At 41.4% G+C, this 16,003-nt stretch carries 17 protein-coding genes and 2 pseudogenes; 14 read left to right on the top strand and 5 right to left on the bottom strand.

From position 1 onward, the window contains the following. Nucleotides 1–371: 371 nt before the first annotated feature. Both AAHT65_RS17755 and AAHT65_RS17750 read left to right on the top strand, forming a co-directional pair. Nucleotides 372–1,121: pseudogene (locus tag AAHT65_RS17755) on the top strand (D-serine ammonia-lyase); the annotation flags it as partial. Between the two features lie 510 nt (nucleotides 1,122–1,631). After that, nucleotides 1,632–2,234, top strand: a complete 603-nt coding sequence (locus AAHT65_RS17750; RefSeq protein ID WP_343310605.1) for an alpha/beta hydrolase — start codon at nucleotides 1,632–1,634, stop codon at nucleotides 2,232–2,234. A gap of 46 nt (nucleotides 2,235–2,280) precedes the next feature. Here the strand turns inward: AAHT65_RS17750 and AAHT65_RS17745 are convergent, their stop codons facing one another. Beyond that, nucleotides 2,281–2,889, bottom strand: a complete 609-nt coding sequence (locus tag AAHT65_RS17745; RefSeq protein WP_010788947.1) for a nitroreductase family protein — start codon at nucleotides 2,887–2,889, stop codon at nucleotides 2,281–2,283. Between the two features lie 125 nt (nucleotides 2,890–3,014). Here AAHT65_RS17745 and AAHT65_RS17740 point away from each other — a divergent pair, with 125 nt between their 5' ends. Continuing rightward, nucleotides 3,015–3,350 carry a winged helix-turn-helix transcriptional regulator gene (locus tag AAHT65_RS17740; protein ID WP_010788946.1) on the top strand — a complete coding sequence of 112 codons (336 nt, stop codon included), beginning with the start codon at nucleotides 3,015–3,017 and terminating at the stop codon, nucleotides 3,348–3,350. Nucleotides 3,351–3,690: 340 nt separating this feature from the next. On the opposite strand, the gene AAHT65_RS17735 is transcribed toward AAHT65_RS17740, so the two are convergent. Continuing rightward, complete coding sequence (locus tag AAHT65_RS17735; protein WP_343310604.1) at nucleotides 3,691–4,080, bottom strand: tautomerase family protein; 390 nt, start codon at nucleotides 4,078–4,080, stop codon at nucleotides 3,691–3,693. A 299-nt stretch (nucleotides 4,081–4,379) separates the two neighbouring features. On the opposite strand from AAHT65_RS17735, the pseudogene AAHT65_RS17730 reads away from it, so the two are divergent. Both AAHT65_RS17730 and AAHT65_RS17725 read left to right on the top strand, forming a co-directional pair. After that, a pseudogene (locus tag AAHT65_RS17730) lies at nucleotides 4,380–4,786 on the top strand (gluconate permease); the annotation flags it as partial. 147 nt (nucleotides 4,787–4,933) lie between these two features. Next, complete coding sequence (locus AAHT65_RS17725; protein WP_343310603.1) at nucleotides 4,934–5,179, top strand: hypothetical protein; 246 nt, start codon at nucleotides 4,934–4,936, stop codon at nucleotides 5,177–5,179. A 33-nt stretch (nucleotides 5,180–5,212) separates the two neighbouring features. Here the strand turns inward: AAHT65_RS17725 and AAHT65_RS17720 are convergent, their stop codons facing one another. Further along, the gene (locus tag AAHT65_RS17720; RefSeq protein WP_326252897.1) at nucleotides 5,213–5,668 is read right to left on the bottom strand and encodes a spore gernimation protein GerT; all 456 of its coding nucleotides are present in this window, start codon (nucleotides 5,666–5,668) and stop codon (nucleotides 5,213–5,215) included. A 98-nt stretch (nucleotides 5,669–5,766) separates the two neighbouring features. On the opposite strand from AAHT65_RS17720, the gene rarD reads away from it, so the two are divergent. The 4 genes from rarD (at nucleotide 5,767) to bshB2 (ending at nucleotide 8,048) form a co-directional block, all read left to right on the top strand. Then, nucleotides 5,767–6,663: an EamA family transporter RarD gene (gene rarD, locus AAHT65_RS17715; RefSeq protein WP_258729353.1), complete on the top strand. Its 897-nt coding sequence runs from the start codon at nucleotides 5,767–5,769 to the stop codon at nucleotides 6,661–6,663. Nucleotides 6,664–6,737: 74 nt separating this feature from the next. Further along, nucleotides 6,738–7,016, top strand: a complete 279-nt coding sequence (locus AAHT65_RS17710; protein ID WP_061670171.1) for a hypothetical protein — start codon at nucleotides 6,738–6,740, stop codon at nucleotides 7,014–7,016. Continuing rightward, the gene (locus AAHT65_RS17705) at nucleotides 7,013–7,363 is read left to right on the top strand and encodes a YojF family protein (protein ID WP_010788939.1); all 351 of its coding nucleotides are present in this window, start codon (nucleotides 7,013–7,015) and stop codon (nucleotides 7,361–7,363) included. Before AAHT65_RS17710 ends, AAHT65_RS17705 begins: the two co-directional genes overlap by 4 nt. 19 nt (nucleotides 7,364–7,382) lie before the next feature. Beyond that, nucleotides 7,383–8,048, top strand: coding sequence for a bacillithiol biosynthesis deacetylase BshB2 (bshB2, locus tag AAHT65_RS17700; RefSeq protein ID WP_003325781.1), 666 nt, complete (start codon nucleotides 7,383–7,385; stop codon nucleotides 8,046–8,048). A gap of 29 nt (nucleotides 8,049–8,077) precedes the next feature. Here the strand turns inward: bshB2 and AAHT65_RS17695 are convergent, their stop codons facing one another. Next, nucleotides 8,078–8,920 (bottom strand): STAS domain-containing protein, encoded by an 843-nt coding sequence (locus tag AAHT65_RS17695; protein WP_343310602.1) that lies wholly within the window; start codon nucleotides 8,918–8,920, stop codon nucleotides 8,078–8,080. 25 nt (nucleotides 8,921–8,945) lie between these two features. Continuing rightward, complete coding sequence (locus AAHT65_RS17690) at nucleotides 8,946–10,304, bottom strand: MATE family efflux transporter (protein WP_343310601.1); 1,359 nt, start codon at nucleotides 10,302–10,304, stop codon at nucleotides 8,946–8,948. Between the two features lie 279 nt (nucleotides 10,305–10,583). On the opposite strand from AAHT65_RS17690, the gene cdaS reads away from it, so the two are divergent. The 5 genes from cdaS to AAHT65_RS17665 all read left to right on the top strand — a co-directional run bounded on the left by cdaS (nucleotide 10,584) and on the right by AAHT65_RS17665 (nucleotide 15,996). Beyond that, nucleotides 10,584–11,195 (top strand): sporulation-specific diadenylate cyclase CdaS, encoded by a 612-nt coding sequence (cdaS, locus tag AAHT65_RS17685; protein WP_035175490.1) that lies wholly within the window; start codon nucleotides 10,584–10,586, stop codon nucleotides 11,193–11,195. 245 nt (nucleotides 11,196–11,440) lie between these two features. Continuing rightward, nucleotides 11,441–12,658 carry a macrolide family glycosyltransferase gene (locus AAHT65_RS17680; protein ID WP_343310600.1) on the top strand — a complete coding sequence of 406 codons (1,218 nt, stop codon included), beginning with the start codon at nucleotides 11,441–11,443 and terminating at the stop codon, nucleotides 12,656–12,658. A gap of 428 nt (nucleotides 12,659–13,086) precedes the next feature. Further along, the gene (locus AAHT65_RS17675) at nucleotides 13,087–14,349 is read left to right on the top strand and encodes a LysM peptidoglycan-binding domain-containing protein (RefSeq protein WP_277713501.1); all 1,263 of its coding nucleotides are present in this window, start codon (nucleotides 13,087–13,089) and stop codon (nucleotides 14,347–14,349) included. 80 nt (nucleotides 14,350–14,429) lie between these two features. Then, nucleotides 14,430–15,020 (top strand): superoxide dismutase family protein, encoded by a 591-nt coding sequence (locus AAHT65_RS17670; protein ID WP_010788931.1) that lies wholly within the window; start codon nucleotides 14,430–14,432, stop codon nucleotides 15,018–15,020. 61 nt (nucleotides 15,021–15,081) lie between these two features. Then, entirely contained in the window at nucleotides 15,082–15,996 is a 915-nt protein-coding gene (locus tag AAHT65_RS17665) for an AAA family ATPase (protein WP_106034987.1), read from the top strand. Nucleotides 15,997–16,003 lie beyond the last annotated feature (7 nt).

Genomic DNA, 16,003 nt, shown 5'->3' with positions numbered 1-16,003 from the left:
AGAATTTTGTTGAAACACTTTCTTTATATAGTTAATAAGAAAAACACTCTCTTTGGGGAATGTTAATTTTAAAGTCTGTATTTCATCTAAATATTTCCCATTTTTTTCTCATTAACAAATAGAAAGAAGACCGTTTTTCGTTTTGAGGTTGTTATAAAATGCTTAAGTTGATGGGCATGGGGTGGGACGCCTTATAGTCAATAATTATTTAGAGGTTTATGTCTCCATTAGACTAGAAAAACAAAAAGAATTTGTAGGAATCCCTACAAGTTCTTTTTAGTTTAAGGTGAATATACGGGATAAACAAACTATCTTAAAGATGCATCGTAGAAACTACAGGGGTAATGCTTTGACAAGGATATTATATAACGAAAATGTGGAAAAAGGATTTGCTAAGAAGTAAAAATGTAAATGTAATAGAATATGAGGCTGACTACAGCAAGGCGGTAGAAGAAGGTCGAAAACAAGCAGCGGTTGATCCTAGTTGTTATTTTGTAGATGATGAAAATTCAAAAGATTTATTCCTAGGTTATTCAGTTGCTGCTTCTCGCTTGGACAAACAATTAAAAGAATTAAAGATAACTGTTGATGAAAATCATCCCTTATTTGTTTATCTTCCATGTGGGGTAGGTGGAGGTCCTGGGGGAGTAGCTTTTGGTTTAAAATTAATGTTCAGAGATCATGTTCATTGTTTCTTCGCTGAGCCAACGCATTCTCCTAGTATGTTACTTGGTTTAATGACTGGACTGCATGATCAAATTTCTGTACAAGAAATCGGTATTGATAATAAAACTGATGCAGACGGACTTGCTGTAGGAAGACCTTCAAAATTTGCTGGGAAGATTATAGAGCCTTTTTTAAGTGGCAGTTACACTGTCAGCGATAAACATTTGTATAAATTACTAAAGCAACTGGCAGATACAGAGGATATTTATTTGGAACCTTCTGCATTGGCGGGTATGGTAGGACCTATTAAATTGCATCAGAGTGGGATGGAATATTTACAAAAACATAATTTAAAAGAAAAATTAACTAATGGCACACATATAATATGGGCTACCGGTGGTAACATGGTGCCTTCAAACATAAAAGAAGAATACTATAAAAAAGGAGAACTTTAAAGAAATCCCCACAGGTTTTATGTTCTTCTTCAAGAAAAAAGCGCCCTTCCATGTTGCTGATGACAGAGTAGGTGCTTAGTAAGTGAGAAAACTCAAACATGATCATAAGAGAAAAAACATACCAATGAATTTGGTATGTTTTTTTATTTATATAAATTTCTTCATTTGATATTAAGTTGTTAAGTTTTTCTTAATATAAATAATAAGCTTTCGAATAATAAATAAATCAAAGGAGCTATTAAAACAAAGAGAGAGTGAGATATAGCATATGGTAATAGCAAGTAAATTATTAGTTTGAATATTATTAAAGAGTATTTCTTGAATCTCCACATCTCACCTAATTTATCTGTGATGAAAGATAAGATAAGGCCAATCGTTAAATATCCAAGTAATATGCACAAGTAAATAGAGAGATAATACTGATAAGATATTAGAGGGATACTTTCCGGTGTATTTCTTAAAGCCAAATAAAAAATAAACAAAAATAAAACTGAAGAAATTAAAGTTAAAATGAAATATATTTATGAAAAAGGAACATCTGACAACGTACTGCTGCTGCTGCACGGAACCGGAGGAAATGAACATGACCTTCTCTCGCTCGGACGTTTCATAGACCCGGACGCTCATCTGCTCGGTGTCAGGGGCTCAGTGCTTGAACATGGTATGCCTCGCTTTTTCAAACGGCTGAGTGAAGGTGTGTTTGATGAGGAAGATTTGGTTGAACGGACAAAAGAATTAAAGGATTTTATCGACGAAGCAGCCGAGACGCTTGAATTCAATCGGAATAACGTCATTGCGGCTGGATATTCAAATGGTGCAAATATCGCCGCAAGCCTGCTCTTTCACTTTGGACGAGCAGTAAAGGGAGCCATTCTTCACCATCCGATGGTTCCGATTCGCGGATTGGAACTTCCTGATATGAAAGGATTGCCTGTATTTATTGGAGCGGGTAAGCATGACCCTTTATGCACGAGAGCAGAAACAGAGGAACTTCAGCAATATTTGAATGAAGCAGGAGCCTCTACTGCTGTTTATTGGCAAGAAGGAGGACATCAGCTTACACAGCAGGAAGCGGAACAGGCGCGGATGTGGTACCAAGACGCTTTTCTATAAAAAAACCTTAGTCCGGCATGGCCGGGCTAAGGTTTTTTTCAGATGCTTACAGCCACGTCGAAACCTCTGATACAGGCAGACGGTTGCTTTGATGAGCAGGCTTTACTGCTTTGCCGATTGAAATCAGCATGACCGGAACAAAGCGGTCGCTTACGTCAAATTGTTCTTGAAATTGCTCTTTGTTAAATCCGCCGATTGCGCAAGTATCATAACCTTTTGCTTTTGCGGCAATCATAAGCTGCATAGCAGCCAATGAAGCATTTAAGAAAGCAGAATCACGGGCGAATTGTTCATTTTGATAAGCGCCGTTAATCTGGCCGAGCAGCGTTTGTTTAATCTCATCTGTGATGAGGCCTTGCTTTGCCAATTCACCGTATACGTCTTCACCATTTTCATTTGCTTTTAAATCGCCTAAAACAGCAACGACGGCAGATGATTCGATGATTTGCTTTTGGTTATAGGCTACCGGCAATAGGGCTGCTTTTGCTTCATCGCTGTGAAACACAGTGAAATGCCAATGCTGAAGGTTCCAAGCGGATGGCGCTTTCGTTGTAAGCTCCAATAGCTCAGTCATTTCTTCTTTCGAAATTGTTGCATTCTTATCGTATTCTTTTACTGATGCACGCTGTTGTAAAATATCCAGTGTATTCGTCATAGTATTTCCTCCTCCAATTAAACGTGGTATGATAGTAGAAAAGTTAGAAACTTACTAAATGTAACTCGAGAACTCATTTTAATTGATCATTTAATTCTTGTCAATAAATGAAAGGATGAAGACATGTGGGATTTACAATGTGCCCTAAAATGGAATCTGCTTTTTCTTTATTAGGAAAGCGATGGAATGGCCTTATCATCCATGTATTAATGGACGGCCCAAAACGATTTAAAGAGATAACTGAAACGATTCCGATGATCAGCCAAAAAATGCTGGCTGAACGGCTGAAAGAGCTTGAACAAATGAAGATCGTTGAGCGGCAGGTGCTGCCGGAAACCCCTGTGAAAGTGATCTATAATCTAACCGAAAAGGGAACAGCTCTGCAAGCTGTTTTTCAAGAAATGCAAACATGGGCGGATAAGTTTTGTGAGCCGGAAGAAACTGGTCACCATGAGAAATAAAAATACAGCAGGAATAAACCGGGGGAGCTAAAAAGGGGATTACAAGTTGTAACGTGCTGAACAGAGGGACACCGTTCTAATGAAAGAACGTGACCTGAAAGGCGAGTCGGCAAAGCGGTTTTTGAAACCTTCAGAATGACGGGCATTAGACAATCTAAAATTGATTCATGACGTTTCCATCGCTTTGTTGGAAACGTTTTTTATTTGCTCATAAACACGATGATTAAGAGGAGGCAAAGCATTTCTTCTTAATCATCGTGCGGGCGATTTTTAAAATTGACTTTCAGTCTTCAATTAACTGGCCATGAATAATGCGCTAACTGCACAGTGGTCCTGTTTATTACAGTTTTCCAGTTAAAAACTGGGCCTCACCCAGCCCGAAACTCCAATCAGCGTCACCATTTTCTGTGATGGAAACCATTAGGTCTTCGGGTGATATACCGCACTCAGCTTCAAGCTTCTGTGCCAGCAAAGCGTATAAAGTCTCTTTTTGGCTTTCAGTCCTCGCCTTGCTTACGATGCTAATGATGACTACATCTTTGCTTCTTTTCAAACCAAGACCCGTGTCTTCAATAATGAGTTCATTTGCCGGGTGCTGGTGAACAATTTGATAACGGTCCCGTTCAGGTACGGTAAACGCCTCTGTCATAGCATCATGGGCAGCATCCAATAATTTTTTCAATTGCTTTTCATCGCGTCCTTCTATCAAATCAAAACGTAATAATGGCATATTTATTAACCTCCCCGATTGTTATAGATCCATAATAGAATGGGTAAAAACGTCCTTAGCGTGCCCTTATCTCATAACATATCATCTTATTTTTGCAGTAAATTGATGTAAAATATAACATATAACCAAAAGTTAATCAACATTTCACTTTTTGGGTGATTTATATCTCAGCAGACAATAAACATCTATACGAATAAATAACGATCCCTTTAAAAGTTGTTGGCAACTTCTCGTTAGGATTTTAGTTCGAAATCAAAATGTGATCAAAAAGTAACTTAAATATGCTAATCGCTTCTTTAACACAATCAATCTCCCAAATCGCCATGATGCTATTAATCATAGGCGGCGGTGTCGGTGATTATGTAGCATCTTTGTTCAGCCAAACAAATATGTCTCTTCTGCTGGTTGCATGGATAATTGCCGCTGTCCTGCGGCTGTGCTCAGGGGCTGCAAAGGTAGCCGCGCTTACGACTGCCGGGATGGTAGCGCCATTGATGGCGGCGAATACAGTCAACCCGGGATTGATGGTGCTTGCAACCGGAGCTGGAAGTGTGATTGCCTGCCATGTAAACGATGCTGGCTTTTGGATGGTTAAAGAGTTTTTCGGCCTGACTGTGAAGGAAACGTTTCAAACGTGGATTTGCTGACAACAATTCTTTCAGTAACCGGACTCGGCTGTGTTTTATTATTGGCGATGTTTCTTTAATATCTGTAGCGGGCATGGGTTGTTTTGAACCATTGGCGAGTAAGCTCACAATCATAACGAAAAAAATGATTTATCAAGATTCGCCCAATCGTTTTTTCTCCTGTATGAATACCTTTAATATAGGCAGACATAAAGGAGGAAAAGAAGATGTACCCTCATCATGCATATTATCGCGGGAATCCAGAATCTGCAGGTTATCCGGCGCGAAATCCTTTTTTGTTTGGCGCTCCTTTAGTCGGCGGTTTGTTAGGCGGTTTTCTCGGGAGTGCTCTGTTTAACTATCCAAGGCCATATCCTTATCCGCCTCCGTCTCCATACGGATACGGGGGAGTCCCCTACGGCCAGGGGCCAGGCGTGCCATACGGCGGCGGAGGCTATCCCTCTTATTATTAGTAAAAACGGTCTGCATAAGATGCAGACCGTTTTTCACCTCATGATTTCAACCTCGGACAGATTGTAATCATCGTGCTTTAAAAACATGACTTCCAGCAGGCCGTCTTTATATACCGCTTTTGTGCCTTTGCGCTTCACCAAGCTTGGGAGAACCACCTTTTTTTGCTGATCCTTTTGGTGGAAATTCTCTACGAACAGCGCCTGTGAAGTATGCTTGATTTTGATGTTATCAATCTGCTCTTTGGCGGCGGGGATTTTTACAAAAACATGATCCGCTGTTTCGAATATATCTATCTCTGGAGCGGCGTCCGTTGATTTTTCTTTTTTGGGAAGCGGATCGCGAAATGGAAATTGCGCCGCATGATTAGAACCGAATACGCTTTCCATGACGCGATTTACATAGTCCTCTACATCTTTTGGATCTGCATTTTTTAAAGCTTCCTTTGAAAATTGATTTTGGAAAGGGAAATACTTGTTCCATTCAAACATCTCATCACAGCCTTTCTTAACGGACAAAATAGTATATGCCCACTCGATCTTTCACGTGATATAATATAAGCTGCTCTAAAGAAAGGCAGGGGGTTGATTTGTACAATTCTTCAACTAAAAAAGGGATCATTTATACAGCGGTTTCATTTGTGCTGTGGGGATTATTTCCGCTCTATTGGAAGCTGTTGGAGCATCTTCCCGCACTTGATATTTTAGCCCACCGCATCATATGGTCGTTTGTGTTTATGTGCATAGTGCTGGCTGTTTTGCGCCAGTGGAAAACGGGCTGGAAGGAACTTCTTTCTTTAAAAAAGAAAGGCGGTTTTTTGTCGCTTCTGCTTGCCTCTGTTTTAATTTCCATCAATTGGTTTGTATACATATGGGCTGTGAATCACGGCTTTTTGCTTGAAGCAAGTCTGGGGTACTATATTAATCCGCTTGTATCTGTATTGCTTGGCATTTTATTTCTAAAAGAAAGACTGAACCGGCTGCAGATTGTGGCCGTGTCTATTGCAGCGGCGGCTGTCATTATTTCTGCGTTCCAATACGGTTCAATTCCTTATATTGCGCTTCTCTTAGCATTCAGTTTCGGCTTGTACGGACTATGTAAAAAAAGAACAAGTCTTCCGAGCGCAATCGGTTTGACTCTGGAAACATTACTGATCACCCCGGCGGCTCTTTGTTATTTGTTGCTGGGCGCCCATCAGTCTGCATCGGGTGGGGTCAGCGGAGGAACCTGGCTGCTTCTCTTTTTTGCCGGCATATTTACAGCATTGCCGCTTCTGTTGTTCGCTGAAGGGGCGAAACGCCTGCCGCTTTATCAAGTGGGAATTCTGCAATATATAGCACCGACGATTACCTTGCTGCTTGGGGTGTTTGTTTACCATGAAGCATTTACGGGATCAAAAGCCTTTACGTTTGCCTGTATATGGGCTGCACTGCTTTTGTTTACTTTTTCACAAGTGAAATGGAAGCGGATATCGAAAAGCCATTAAGCCCTTTGGCTTTTCAGCGGCAGCTTAGATGAGTATAATCATTTCATGTATGTATGACATAAAGGAGCTGTACGATGGACAATGATAAAGAGATAGCGGCAGCTTACACCGCACTCTGGAACAACCGTTCACTCGCCGGCACCGGCATAGATGCGGTGCGGCAGGCCATTGATCTTGAGCTTTTGGATAAAATGACGCATCCGAGGCTTCGTAAACCTTTACTGGAAAAATATTTTTCCGCCATGCAGCGCATTGTGAATTCTCAGCTGAATCCGGTTGATAAGTACCGCTTGGTTGAGCTGCATACAGAACGCTTGCAGCACTTGAGAGAAGAAAGAGGGGAGCAGTTATGAAAGAAATCATAAAAGAAGATGTGCAATCTTCTTTAGAACAATATGCGGATCGCCCTGTTTATATCCATTTGGAGACAACAACAGGTTCCTATTCAGCTCATTTAAACGAAAAAAACATGACGGTTGTGGCTTATATCCGCAATGCGAAAGTCACGTATCACGAGGCGAAAATAAAAGGAAACGGCCCATTTCGAGTCGGCTTGAAAACAGAAGAAGGCTGGATTTATGCTGAAGGCCTGACAGAATATACGATAGATGATGAGAACCGCTTGTTAATGGCGGGACACTTGCCGGGCGGAAAGCTGGCGATTTCGCTTCAGATCAGTGAAAAGCCGTTCACAGTCTAAAGAAAAGGGTGGAAGAATGATGAAAGAACATGTACTTGTGATCCTGCCGCACCCTGACGATGAATCATACGGAGTGGCGGGGCTGATTGCTTTAAACAGGAAAAAAGGAGTTCCCGTCACCTATGCCTGCGCGACACTCGGTGAAATGGGACGGAACATGGGGGATCCTTTCTTTGCAAATCGGGAAACACTGCCTTTGCTAAGAAAGCAGGAGCTGATAGATGCTTGTAAAGCGATGGATGTTAATGATCTGAGAATGCTCGGACTGCGTGATAAAACGCTTGAGTTTGAAAATGATGAGTATTTGGCTGATATGATGGAAGCCATTATTGATGATGTCAAACCGAGCCTGATTGTTACATTTTATCCGGAGTACGGGGTTCACCCTGATCATGACGCATGCGGGGAAGCGGTGATCCGCGCGCTTTACCGGAAAAAGAAAGAAGATCGCCCTCGCACTCTTTGCATGGCCATTACCCGGGATAGAGAAGAAAGCCTCGGCGAGCCTGATGTCGTTCTTGATATTAAAGAAGTTGCAGATATCAAAATGAATGCATTAAAAGCCCACCGCACCCAAACGGAAGGTATGCTGAGAGAGCTTGAAGCGAAATTGAAAAATAACGAACCGGTTTTGGCAACATGGTTCGAAGAAGAAGTATACTGGACGTATCAGTGGAATGACTGATCAGAGAAAAAAGGTATAAGGCGCAGGCCTTATACCTTTTTTAGTTTCAAATCGGAAGCGATGGCGGAAGCAAGCGTCGATCTCATCGAGATGTCTTCAAAAGACAACCCGAGATGAACGGCAGTTTGGGCAATTTCAGGCCTGATCCCTGATAATGTAGATTTAACGCCCAGCAATTTCAGCGCATCTATTAGATGAAAGAGCTGCTGGGCGACCATCGTATCAATAATGGCCACGCCTGACAGGTCTATATACAGATGAGTCACCTTTTTTGCGGCACACTGAGCAAGCGTATTTTCTATAATCATTTTGGCACGAGCTGTGTCAATGGTCCCGATTAAAGGAAGCAAGGCGACATTGTGAAACAAAACGATGACAGGTGAACTCAATTCATTAATCATTTCTTTTTGCGCCTGCAGCTGATTATTTGTGTTTTTATACATTTCTTCGATGAAAATATGAATAACAAGGTCAAATGCCTTCATAAGCGTATGACTTATATCTTCCGCACTCTCACAATTCGCTTCTTCCTGACGGATAAATGCTTTTACATACGTTAAATACAAGTCTCTGACTCTGACAAACTCCCGAATAATATAATGGATGGGTGTTTTCAAATGCTCCTGATCCTGTGTCACTTGAAATGCCCAATTTTTCAGAGCAGGTAAATAAATATGTTCCTCATCTATAAAAATACGATTGATATGATGGTTAAAAGCTAGATTTTGTCTTTTAAGATTCTCAATAATAACAGGATCTGTCGATGCGTAGATGGAGTTTGGATCATTTTCTTCGATGTTTTGATACCAGGTTGAACTGATTTCTTCGGCATGCTGAGACAGGTAATCATATAATCGCTTATTTGCAGGCATTCTTATTCCCCCTGTTCTTCATCTCTTATATTGTTTGTTTCAATGAATTGCGCTTTTGAAGCCGCTGTAATCTGAAAAATAAGCCGACGGCCCCAGCAGCAAGCCCCGCGATCAAACCGATCCAATATCCGTAAGCGCCGGCGCTTGTATACGTGCCGATGACGTAACCGACTGGGAGGCCGATAATCCAATAAGAAACAAAAGCAGCCGCCAGCGTATAGTTTACATCCTTATACCCTCTGAGCGCTCCTTGAATAGGCGCGGCCACTGCATCAGAAAGCTGGAAAAACAGCGCATATATTAAAAAGTGCTGAGTTAAACGCAGGACTTCCGGATCTCCGGTATACATTCCGGCAATCTGCTGTCTGAACAGCAGGATGCAAGCGGCCGTAAATAAAGAAAATCCAACAGCGATCGTAATGCCAAGGTGGCTGTACGTTCGTGCGTCGGCATAGCGTTTTGCTCCCGCTTCAAAGCCGACAACAATCGTTAAAGCCATGGACACACTGAGCGGCAGCATATATAAAAGGGAAGCGAAATTCATCGCCGCTTGATGCGAAGCGATGGTGACAGTGCTGAAATGACCCATCAGCAAAGTGACAGCCGCAAAAATGCTGGTTTCAAAAAAAATCGCAAAGCCGATAGGCAAACCAATGGTAAGAAGTTTTTTGCATTCTGATAATGAGAACATATACGCCTTGCGAAAAATTGAGAATTCGGCAAACGGTGAAGATGTATGAATAATAAAAAAGCTGATCACACAAATGCACCAATATGTCAGGGCAGAAGCAAGCCCCGCACCGACTCCGCCTAATGCCGGCATCCCGAATTTCCCGAAAATAAACACATAATTCAGTATGAAATTAATCGGCAGCGAACAAAGCGTTATCGCCATTGTAACCTTTGTTTTTCCGAGAGAATCAATAAACGATCTCAACACCGTATAAACGAACAAAGGAAAAATCCCAAGAGATAAAAACCCTAAAAAGTGTTTTGCAATCTCCTGGACATGCTGCTCAAGGTTTAAGCTGCCGAGAATAGGATCAACTACGATATAACCGATCATAATAAGGGAAATGCTCAGAATCGCCGCAACATAAATGGCCTGTATCACGGTAAACGGAACCTCTTTGCGTTTACCGGCGCCAAAAAGCTGTGCCACAATCGGGGTGACGGCCATCAGGATTCCGGCAAGCCCCGTATAGACAGGCGTCCAAAGGCTTGAGCCGATCGCAACACCTGCTAAATCAGCGGCGCTGACCTTTCCTGACATGACGGTGTCTAAAAAGGTAATAAGAGAAAGGCCGACTTGAGTAATTAAAATCGGAATTAAAATGTGAATCAGCTGCTTGACTTTCTGATTGATCGTTGTTGTTTCTCTCATTATTCGTTCCCCGTTTCTTTAACATAACGAGAGAAATTATAACATTTTATGTATAAAAAGCAATGAGCCTCTGACCTAATCTTTCTTTGGCGGCTTCGTTTTTTTAAACATTTGGGCATAAATAAAAGAAAGAGCTATGATCCCGAGGAAGGTGCAAGTATATTGAACAATTCTTTCGATTTCCATGCTTAAGACAGCCTCCTTTCACAAATAGGATGCGCACCATATTGATAAGCATGCGTGAAAGAGAAAATTTGACAAAGAGAGATGGTTTTGGCAATGCGAAATGAACAGATGACTGAACATATGTTTAAAACTCAAATACAAACCTATTTGGAACAGATTCTGGAGGATACGTCTGTTATTTTGCGGACACTCAACGAAAAGGATCAATGCCTTTTATGTGAACTGGATGATCTCGGACATACATTTCAAGACATGCAAGCGATTGCTTCGTCCTTTTATTTACAGGCTTATATGGAACACTTTACGCCTTCTTTTACAGAGCTTGCGAAAGCCATTCAGCATCTTGCTGACGAAAAGCATGGTGCATTAATTGTGATCGAAAGAGGGGATGCCCTTGACGGCTTTATCCAAAAAGGGACATCACTTCATGCAGAAATCAGTGCATCCTTAATTGAAAGCATTTTTTACCCCGGCAATCCGCTTCATGACGGAGCACTGCTTGTGAAAGAAAACAAGCTTATTTCGGCGGCGAATGTTCTTCCTTTAACAACTAAAACAGTAGATATCCACCTCGGAACACGTCACAGGGCTGCTATTGGGCTTTCAGGTTTTACCGACGCGCTTGTTCTTGTTGTGTCTGAAGAAACAGGGAAAATGTCTTTCGCCAAGGACGGCGTACTGTACCCGCTTATCTCACCGAGATGACTAAGTACATAAAAATAATGAAATGTTCCCGGACGTGTCATTCACATGAAACAAAGGACCTGATTTTCACCCTTTTTACAGCATTCTTTCTGTATTGAATGCTGTTTTTCATGAAAACAGCTATCTAAGCCTAGTAAAAAAGTTATATATGTTAATTGTTAATAAAGTTAAATACTTTACCTATATAAGTAATTGTAGTACTGTGTAAAATATTACATACATTTAAAAGGAAGGGAGCAGATGACATGGCAAAGGTATTGATGATCAATTTTCCGGGTGAAGGCCATATCAATCCGTCATTGGGCATTATAAAAGAGCTGAAATCCAGAGGAGAAACGATTACCTATTACGCAGTAAAGGAATATGAAGAAAAAATCACCGGGCTTGGTGTAGAATACCGCGAATATAACGATTTTCGCGACGATACTTTTGGAAAGAATAAAACCGGAGATGAAGGGGGCGATGTCACTGAACTGTTCTACCATCTTCTAAAAGAATGCCGGGATATAGCGTCTCGTATTTATGAAGAAGTAAAGCATGAATCATATGATTATGTGTTGTATGACCATCATTTCATAGTGGGAAAAATAGTGGCTAATTTGCTGAAGGTGCCAAAATTTTCATTATGCTCAACTTTCGCAATGAACGAGGAATTTATGAAGCAAATCGGTCAGTTTAACCACAACTCGCCAATGGAGGAATCTCCTTATTATTCATCCTATCAAGAGATTGTCCGAACATTAAATGCCGATTTTGCAGCGGGAATCAACAAGCCGTTTGATATCTTTTTTTGCGAAGGGGACTTGACCATTGTCTTTACTTCAAAAGAATTTCAGCCAAATGCTGATGAATTTGGAGAGAACTATCTATTTGTAGGTCCTTCAATTGCCGACCGTCCAGGAAACTTTGATTTCCCATTTGAAGAGATAGAAAATGAAAATGTTCTGTTTATTTCTATGGGAACCATTTTCAACAATCAAAAAGAGTTTTTTAATCAATGTTTAGAGGCATGTAAAGGCTTTGAGGGCAAGGTAGTGTTAGCAATCGGCAAGCAGCTCAAACAAAGCGATCTGAACGAAATTCCCGAAAATTTTATTGTGAAGCCTTATGTTCCTCAGCTTGAAATATTAAAAAGGGCGAATCTGTTTATTACTCACGGGGGGATGAACAGTACAAGCGAGGGTTTGTATTACAAAACGCCGCTGATTGTGATCCCTATGGGAGCAGACCAGTTTATGGTGGGTAGTCAAGTTGAAAAAATAGGCGCGGGAAAGGTTTTGAAAAAAGAAAACGTTTCTGTTGCAGTGTTACAAGAAACCATTAAACAAGTTACAGCAAACACCCGTTATTCAGAAAAAGCAAACAAAATCGGAGAATCGCTGATAGCAGCCGGAGGCTCTAAGCGTGCTGCAGATTGCATTCTAGAGCAAGTCAAAACAAGCACGCAAACAGCAGATATGTAATGAAACAGCCTGTTTCATGAAAATGAAGCAGGCTTTTTTTATTGCCTCTGAATGATATATTTCGTCATAAAAACTGTTTTAAGGAGGATTTTGCAATCTGTTGGAGAATTGTATGTGAAACAGTCAGCAGAGGGGGAAAGCCGTTTCTCTCATTAAAAGCATTACCTTGATTAGATAGAAAGTAACAAATTGCAGCATGAATATCCAAATGGTTCCAAAATCTTTTGGGCGTGAAGTTCCTTTTCTGTAAAATAATCGGTGTTGTTGTGAGAATGATACGGTCACCTGAGACTGAAACGTCGCCAATCTATTGAGAAGTTGTTGATAAAACTGAATAAGTGCCGATAAAAAAGAAGATGGCCTTTTTTAGCAGTTCTTATTTTTGAATCCAGCGTTATAACAGAAAAAGTAGGAGGTTGATCGGAAATATGAAAAAAACAATAGTAGCCGGAATGGCCGCTACTGCTGTCGTCGGCTCATCTATGGTCGTGGCTCCTGTGGAAGCAAAAACCATCAAGGTGAAAAGCGGTGACTCTTTATGGAAGCTTTCGCGCCAGTATAATACGAGTATTGCAGCTCTTCAATCCGAAAACCAGTTGAAAACGAGCATGCTGTATGCCGGGCAGAGCTTAAAAATACCTGAGAGCGGAAAGAAAAGCACGTCATCACCAAAAAGCACAAACAAAACATCAAGCTACACAGTTACATACGGCGATTCGTTGTGGATGATTGCCAAAAACCACAATATGAGTATCTCTGAGCTAAAAAGTTTAAACAGCCTGAGCAGTGATTTAATCCGTCCCGGACAAAAGCTGAAAATCAAGGGGACAAGCTCAAACTCAAAGGAGTCTTCACGCGATTCGAGTGAAAAAACAAATAACAGTTCAAATTCCTCAAGTTCCAAAAACGGAACTTATACAGTGAAGCTCGGCGATTCGTTGTGGAAGATCGCTAATCAGTTACATATGACGATTGCCGAATTAAAAACCTTAAACGGCTTAAAGTCGGATACCCTTTATCCGAAGCAAGTGTTAAAAGTTAAAGGGACAAGCTCATCAAACAGCGGGAGCAGCGGGTCGAAAAAGCCCCCAAACTCAGGTGATAATACTGTAAAAACATCTACATACAAGGTCAAATCAGGTGATTCTCTTTGGAAGATTGCCAATCAACTGGGAATAACGGTTCAAAGCATCAGGGAAAAAAACAATTTGTCCTCAGATGTACTGCAAATCGGACAGGTTCTGACCGTTTCAGGGACATCAAAATCAAACGGTTCTGATAAAACTACAGATCATACAACAACAGATAAACCGGACTCAAATGTGCAAATAGGTTCAAAGATTGACAGAATGATAACTGAAGCAAAAAAATATGTCGGAGTTCCGTACCGCTGGGGCGGCAACACGCCAGCGGGTTTTGACTGCAGCGGTTATATTTATTACCTCATTAATAAAGTATCCTCTGTTTCCAGGTTAAGCACTGCGGGATATTGGAATACGATGCAGAAAGTCAGCCAGCCATCTGTCGGAGACTTTGTTTTCTTTACAACATATAAATCGGGTCCTTCTCATATGGGGGTTTACTTGGGCAGCGGTAATTTTATTCATGCAAGCTCATCCGGCGTAGAGATTTCAAATTTGAGCAACTCATATTGGAAGCCGCGCTACTTGGGAGCCAGAAGTTATTTTTAAAAAAAGCCTTCAAGGCTTTTTTCTTGTTTATTCCGGGAATCCTTTGACCAGACTGTATGAAAAAACAAGGGGGAGACAGCATGCATCGTCTTTTACTGCTTATCATGCTGGGGGCACTGGGACTTGGCGGATGCAGACAAGGGGGAGCCTCAGATCACTCAAACCCTAAGCCTGATAGTAAAGCGATTGAAACGTCGGCATTTCTTTACGACGTACAGCTGGTCAATTCGAAAGGCAAGAAAATCGGCTTTATTGAAATAAAAGAGTCGGACGAAGAAGGTTTAGATTTTCATATCTCAGCGACCCAGCTTCCCCCAGGCGCTTCCCTTGGATTTCACATTCATGAAAAGGGAACTTGCGTGAAGCCGGACTTTGAATCGGCGGGAGGACCGTTTAATCCGCTTAATAAAGAACACGGCTTTAACAACCCAATGGGGCATCATGCCGGTGATCTGCCCAACCTTGAAGTGGGTGCCAACGGAAAAGTGGATGTGATTATGAATGCGCCGGAAACTTCTTTAAAGGAAGGAAGTAAGCTCAATATCCTTGATAAGGACGGAAGCGCATTTGTGATTCATGAACAGGCGGATGATTATTTAACCAATCCGAGCGGAAATTCAGGGGACCGGATCGTTTGCGGAGCACTCTCCGGCAACACTAAAAAACAATAATTGGCACAGCCCTTTTGTATTGAGAATACAAGGGCTTTTTTAGTATACTCGTTAATGGAATATGAATTGGAAAGGAAACCTATCTATGACATCACAATTGCAGCATCTATCATTTCCGGAAGACATTCAAAACAAGCTTTTATCATATAAAAAACAGACGATTCCGCAAGAATTTCAGACACTTATCGGGTCATCAGGCTATGCAGCAGAGGATGAAGCGATTTTGTTTGATGCGATAATCTCTTTAGCTCTGGGAAAAAACATCTTATTAAAAGGCCCTACCGGTTCAGGTAAAACAAAGCTTGCTGAAACACTGTCCAGCTATTTCAACAAACCGATGCACAGTGTAAACTGCTCGGTTGATCTTGACGCTGAAGCTCTTGTCGGCTACAAAACCATCGAAAACGAATCAGGACAGGCAACGATTGAGTTTGTTTCAGGACCTGTGACAACCGCTATGAACGAAGGGCATTTTCTCTATATAGATGAGATTAATATGGCAAAGCCGGAAACGCTTCCGATTTTAAACGGCGTGTTGGATTACAGAAAAATGATGACCAATCCGTTCACGGGAGAAGTGGTTCGGGCAAAAGAAGGTTTCGGCGTAATTGCCGCAATCAATGAAGGCTATGTCGGTACAGTGCCCCTGAACGAAGCATTGAAAAACCGTTTTGTCATCATCGACGTTCCTTATATTAAAGGTGATTTGCTGAAGCAAGTGCTGACATCGCAGTCAGCTTTAAAAGATGAACTACTGATCAACAGGTTTATTACGCTTTCTTCTGATTTGATCGTTCAAGCCCATAACGGCCAGGTATCCGAGGAAGCGGCATCTATCAGAGCTTTGATTGATACATGTGACTTAGCGGCTTATATTCCGCCTCTTCGGGCTATCGAAAGAGGAATTGTGGAAAAGCTTGACGATGACCGTGAAAAAGCAGCGGTTCGGAATATCGCAGAAACTCTGTTTGAATGAGGGTAAA

This window comes from Bacillus atrophaeus (assembly GCF_039519175.1).
In the GTDB taxonomy this organism is placed as follows: domain Bacteria; phylum Bacillota; class Bacilli; order Bacillales; family Bacillaceae; genus Bacillus; species Bacillus atrophaeus.
The sequence above is the reverse complement of the archived record's forward strand: the minus strand, read 5'-3'. Positions and strand labels throughout refer to the sequence as shown.

What these genes read in the sequence shown, in the direction of transcription:
- AAHT65_RS17750 (WP_343310605.1), top strand. Translation starts at nt 1,632, where the DNA reads ATGAAATATATTTATGAAAAAGGAACATCTGACAACGTACTGCTGCTG.
- AAHT65_RS17745 (WP_010788947.1), bottom strand. Translation starts at nt 2,889, where the DNA reads ATGACGAATACACTGGATATTTTACAACAGCGTGCATCAGTAAAAGAA.
- AAHT65_RS17735 (WP_343310604.1), bottom strand. Translation starts at nt 4,080, where the DNA reads ATGCCATTATTACGTTTTGATTTGATAGAAGGACGCGATGAAAAGCAA.
- AAHT65_RS17725 (WP_343310603.1), top strand. Translation starts at nt 4,934, where the DNA reads ATGTACCCTCATCATGCATATTATCGCGGGAATCCAGAATCTGCAGGT.
- AAHT65_RS17720 (WP_326252897.1), bottom strand. Translation starts at nt 5,668, where the DNA reads ATGTTTGAATGGAACAAGTATTTCCCTTTCCAAAATCAATTTTCAAAG.
- AAHT65_RS17710 (WP_061670171.1), top strand. Translation starts at nt 6,738, where the DNA reads ATGGACAATGATAAAGAGATAGCGGCAGCTTACACCGCACTCTGGAAC.
- AAHT65_RS17705 (WP_010788939.1), top strand. Translation starts at nt 7,013, where the DNA reads ATGAAAGAAATCATAAAAGAAGATGTGCAATCTTCTTTAGAACAATAT.
- bshB2 (WP_003325781.1), top strand. Translation starts at nt 7,383, where the DNA reads ATGAAAGAACATGTACTTGTGATCCTGCCGCACCCTGACGATGAATCA.
- AAHT65_RS17695 (WP_343310602.1), bottom strand. Translation starts at nt 8,920, where the DNA reads ATGCCTGCAAATAAGCGATTATATGATTACCTGTCTCAGCATGCCGAA.
- AAHT65_RS17690 (WP_343310601.1), bottom strand. Translation starts at nt 10,304, where the DNA reads ATGAGAGAAACAACAACGATCAATCAGAAAGTCAAGCAGCTGATTCAC.
- cdaS (WP_035175490.1), top strand. Translation starts at nt 10,584, where the DNA reads ATGCGAAATGAACAGATGACTGAACATATGTTTAAAACTCAAATACAA.
- AAHT65_RS17680 (WP_343310600.1), top strand. Translation starts at nt 11,441, where the DNA reads ATGGCAAAGGTATTGATGATCAATTTTCCGGGTGAAGGCCATATCAAT.
- AAHT65_RS17675 (WP_277713501.1), top strand. Translation starts at nt 13,087, where the DNA reads ATGAAAAAAACAATAGTAGCCGGAATGGCCGCTACTGCTGTCGTCGGC.
- AAHT65_RS17670 (WP_010788931.1), top strand. Translation starts at nt 14,430, where the DNA reads ATGCATCGTCTTTTACTGCTTATCATGCTGGGGGCACTGGGACTTGGC.
- AAHT65_RS17665 (WP_106034987.1), top strand. Translation starts at nt 15,082, where the DNA reads ATGAATTGGAAAGGAAACCTATCTATGACATCACAATTGCAGCATCTA.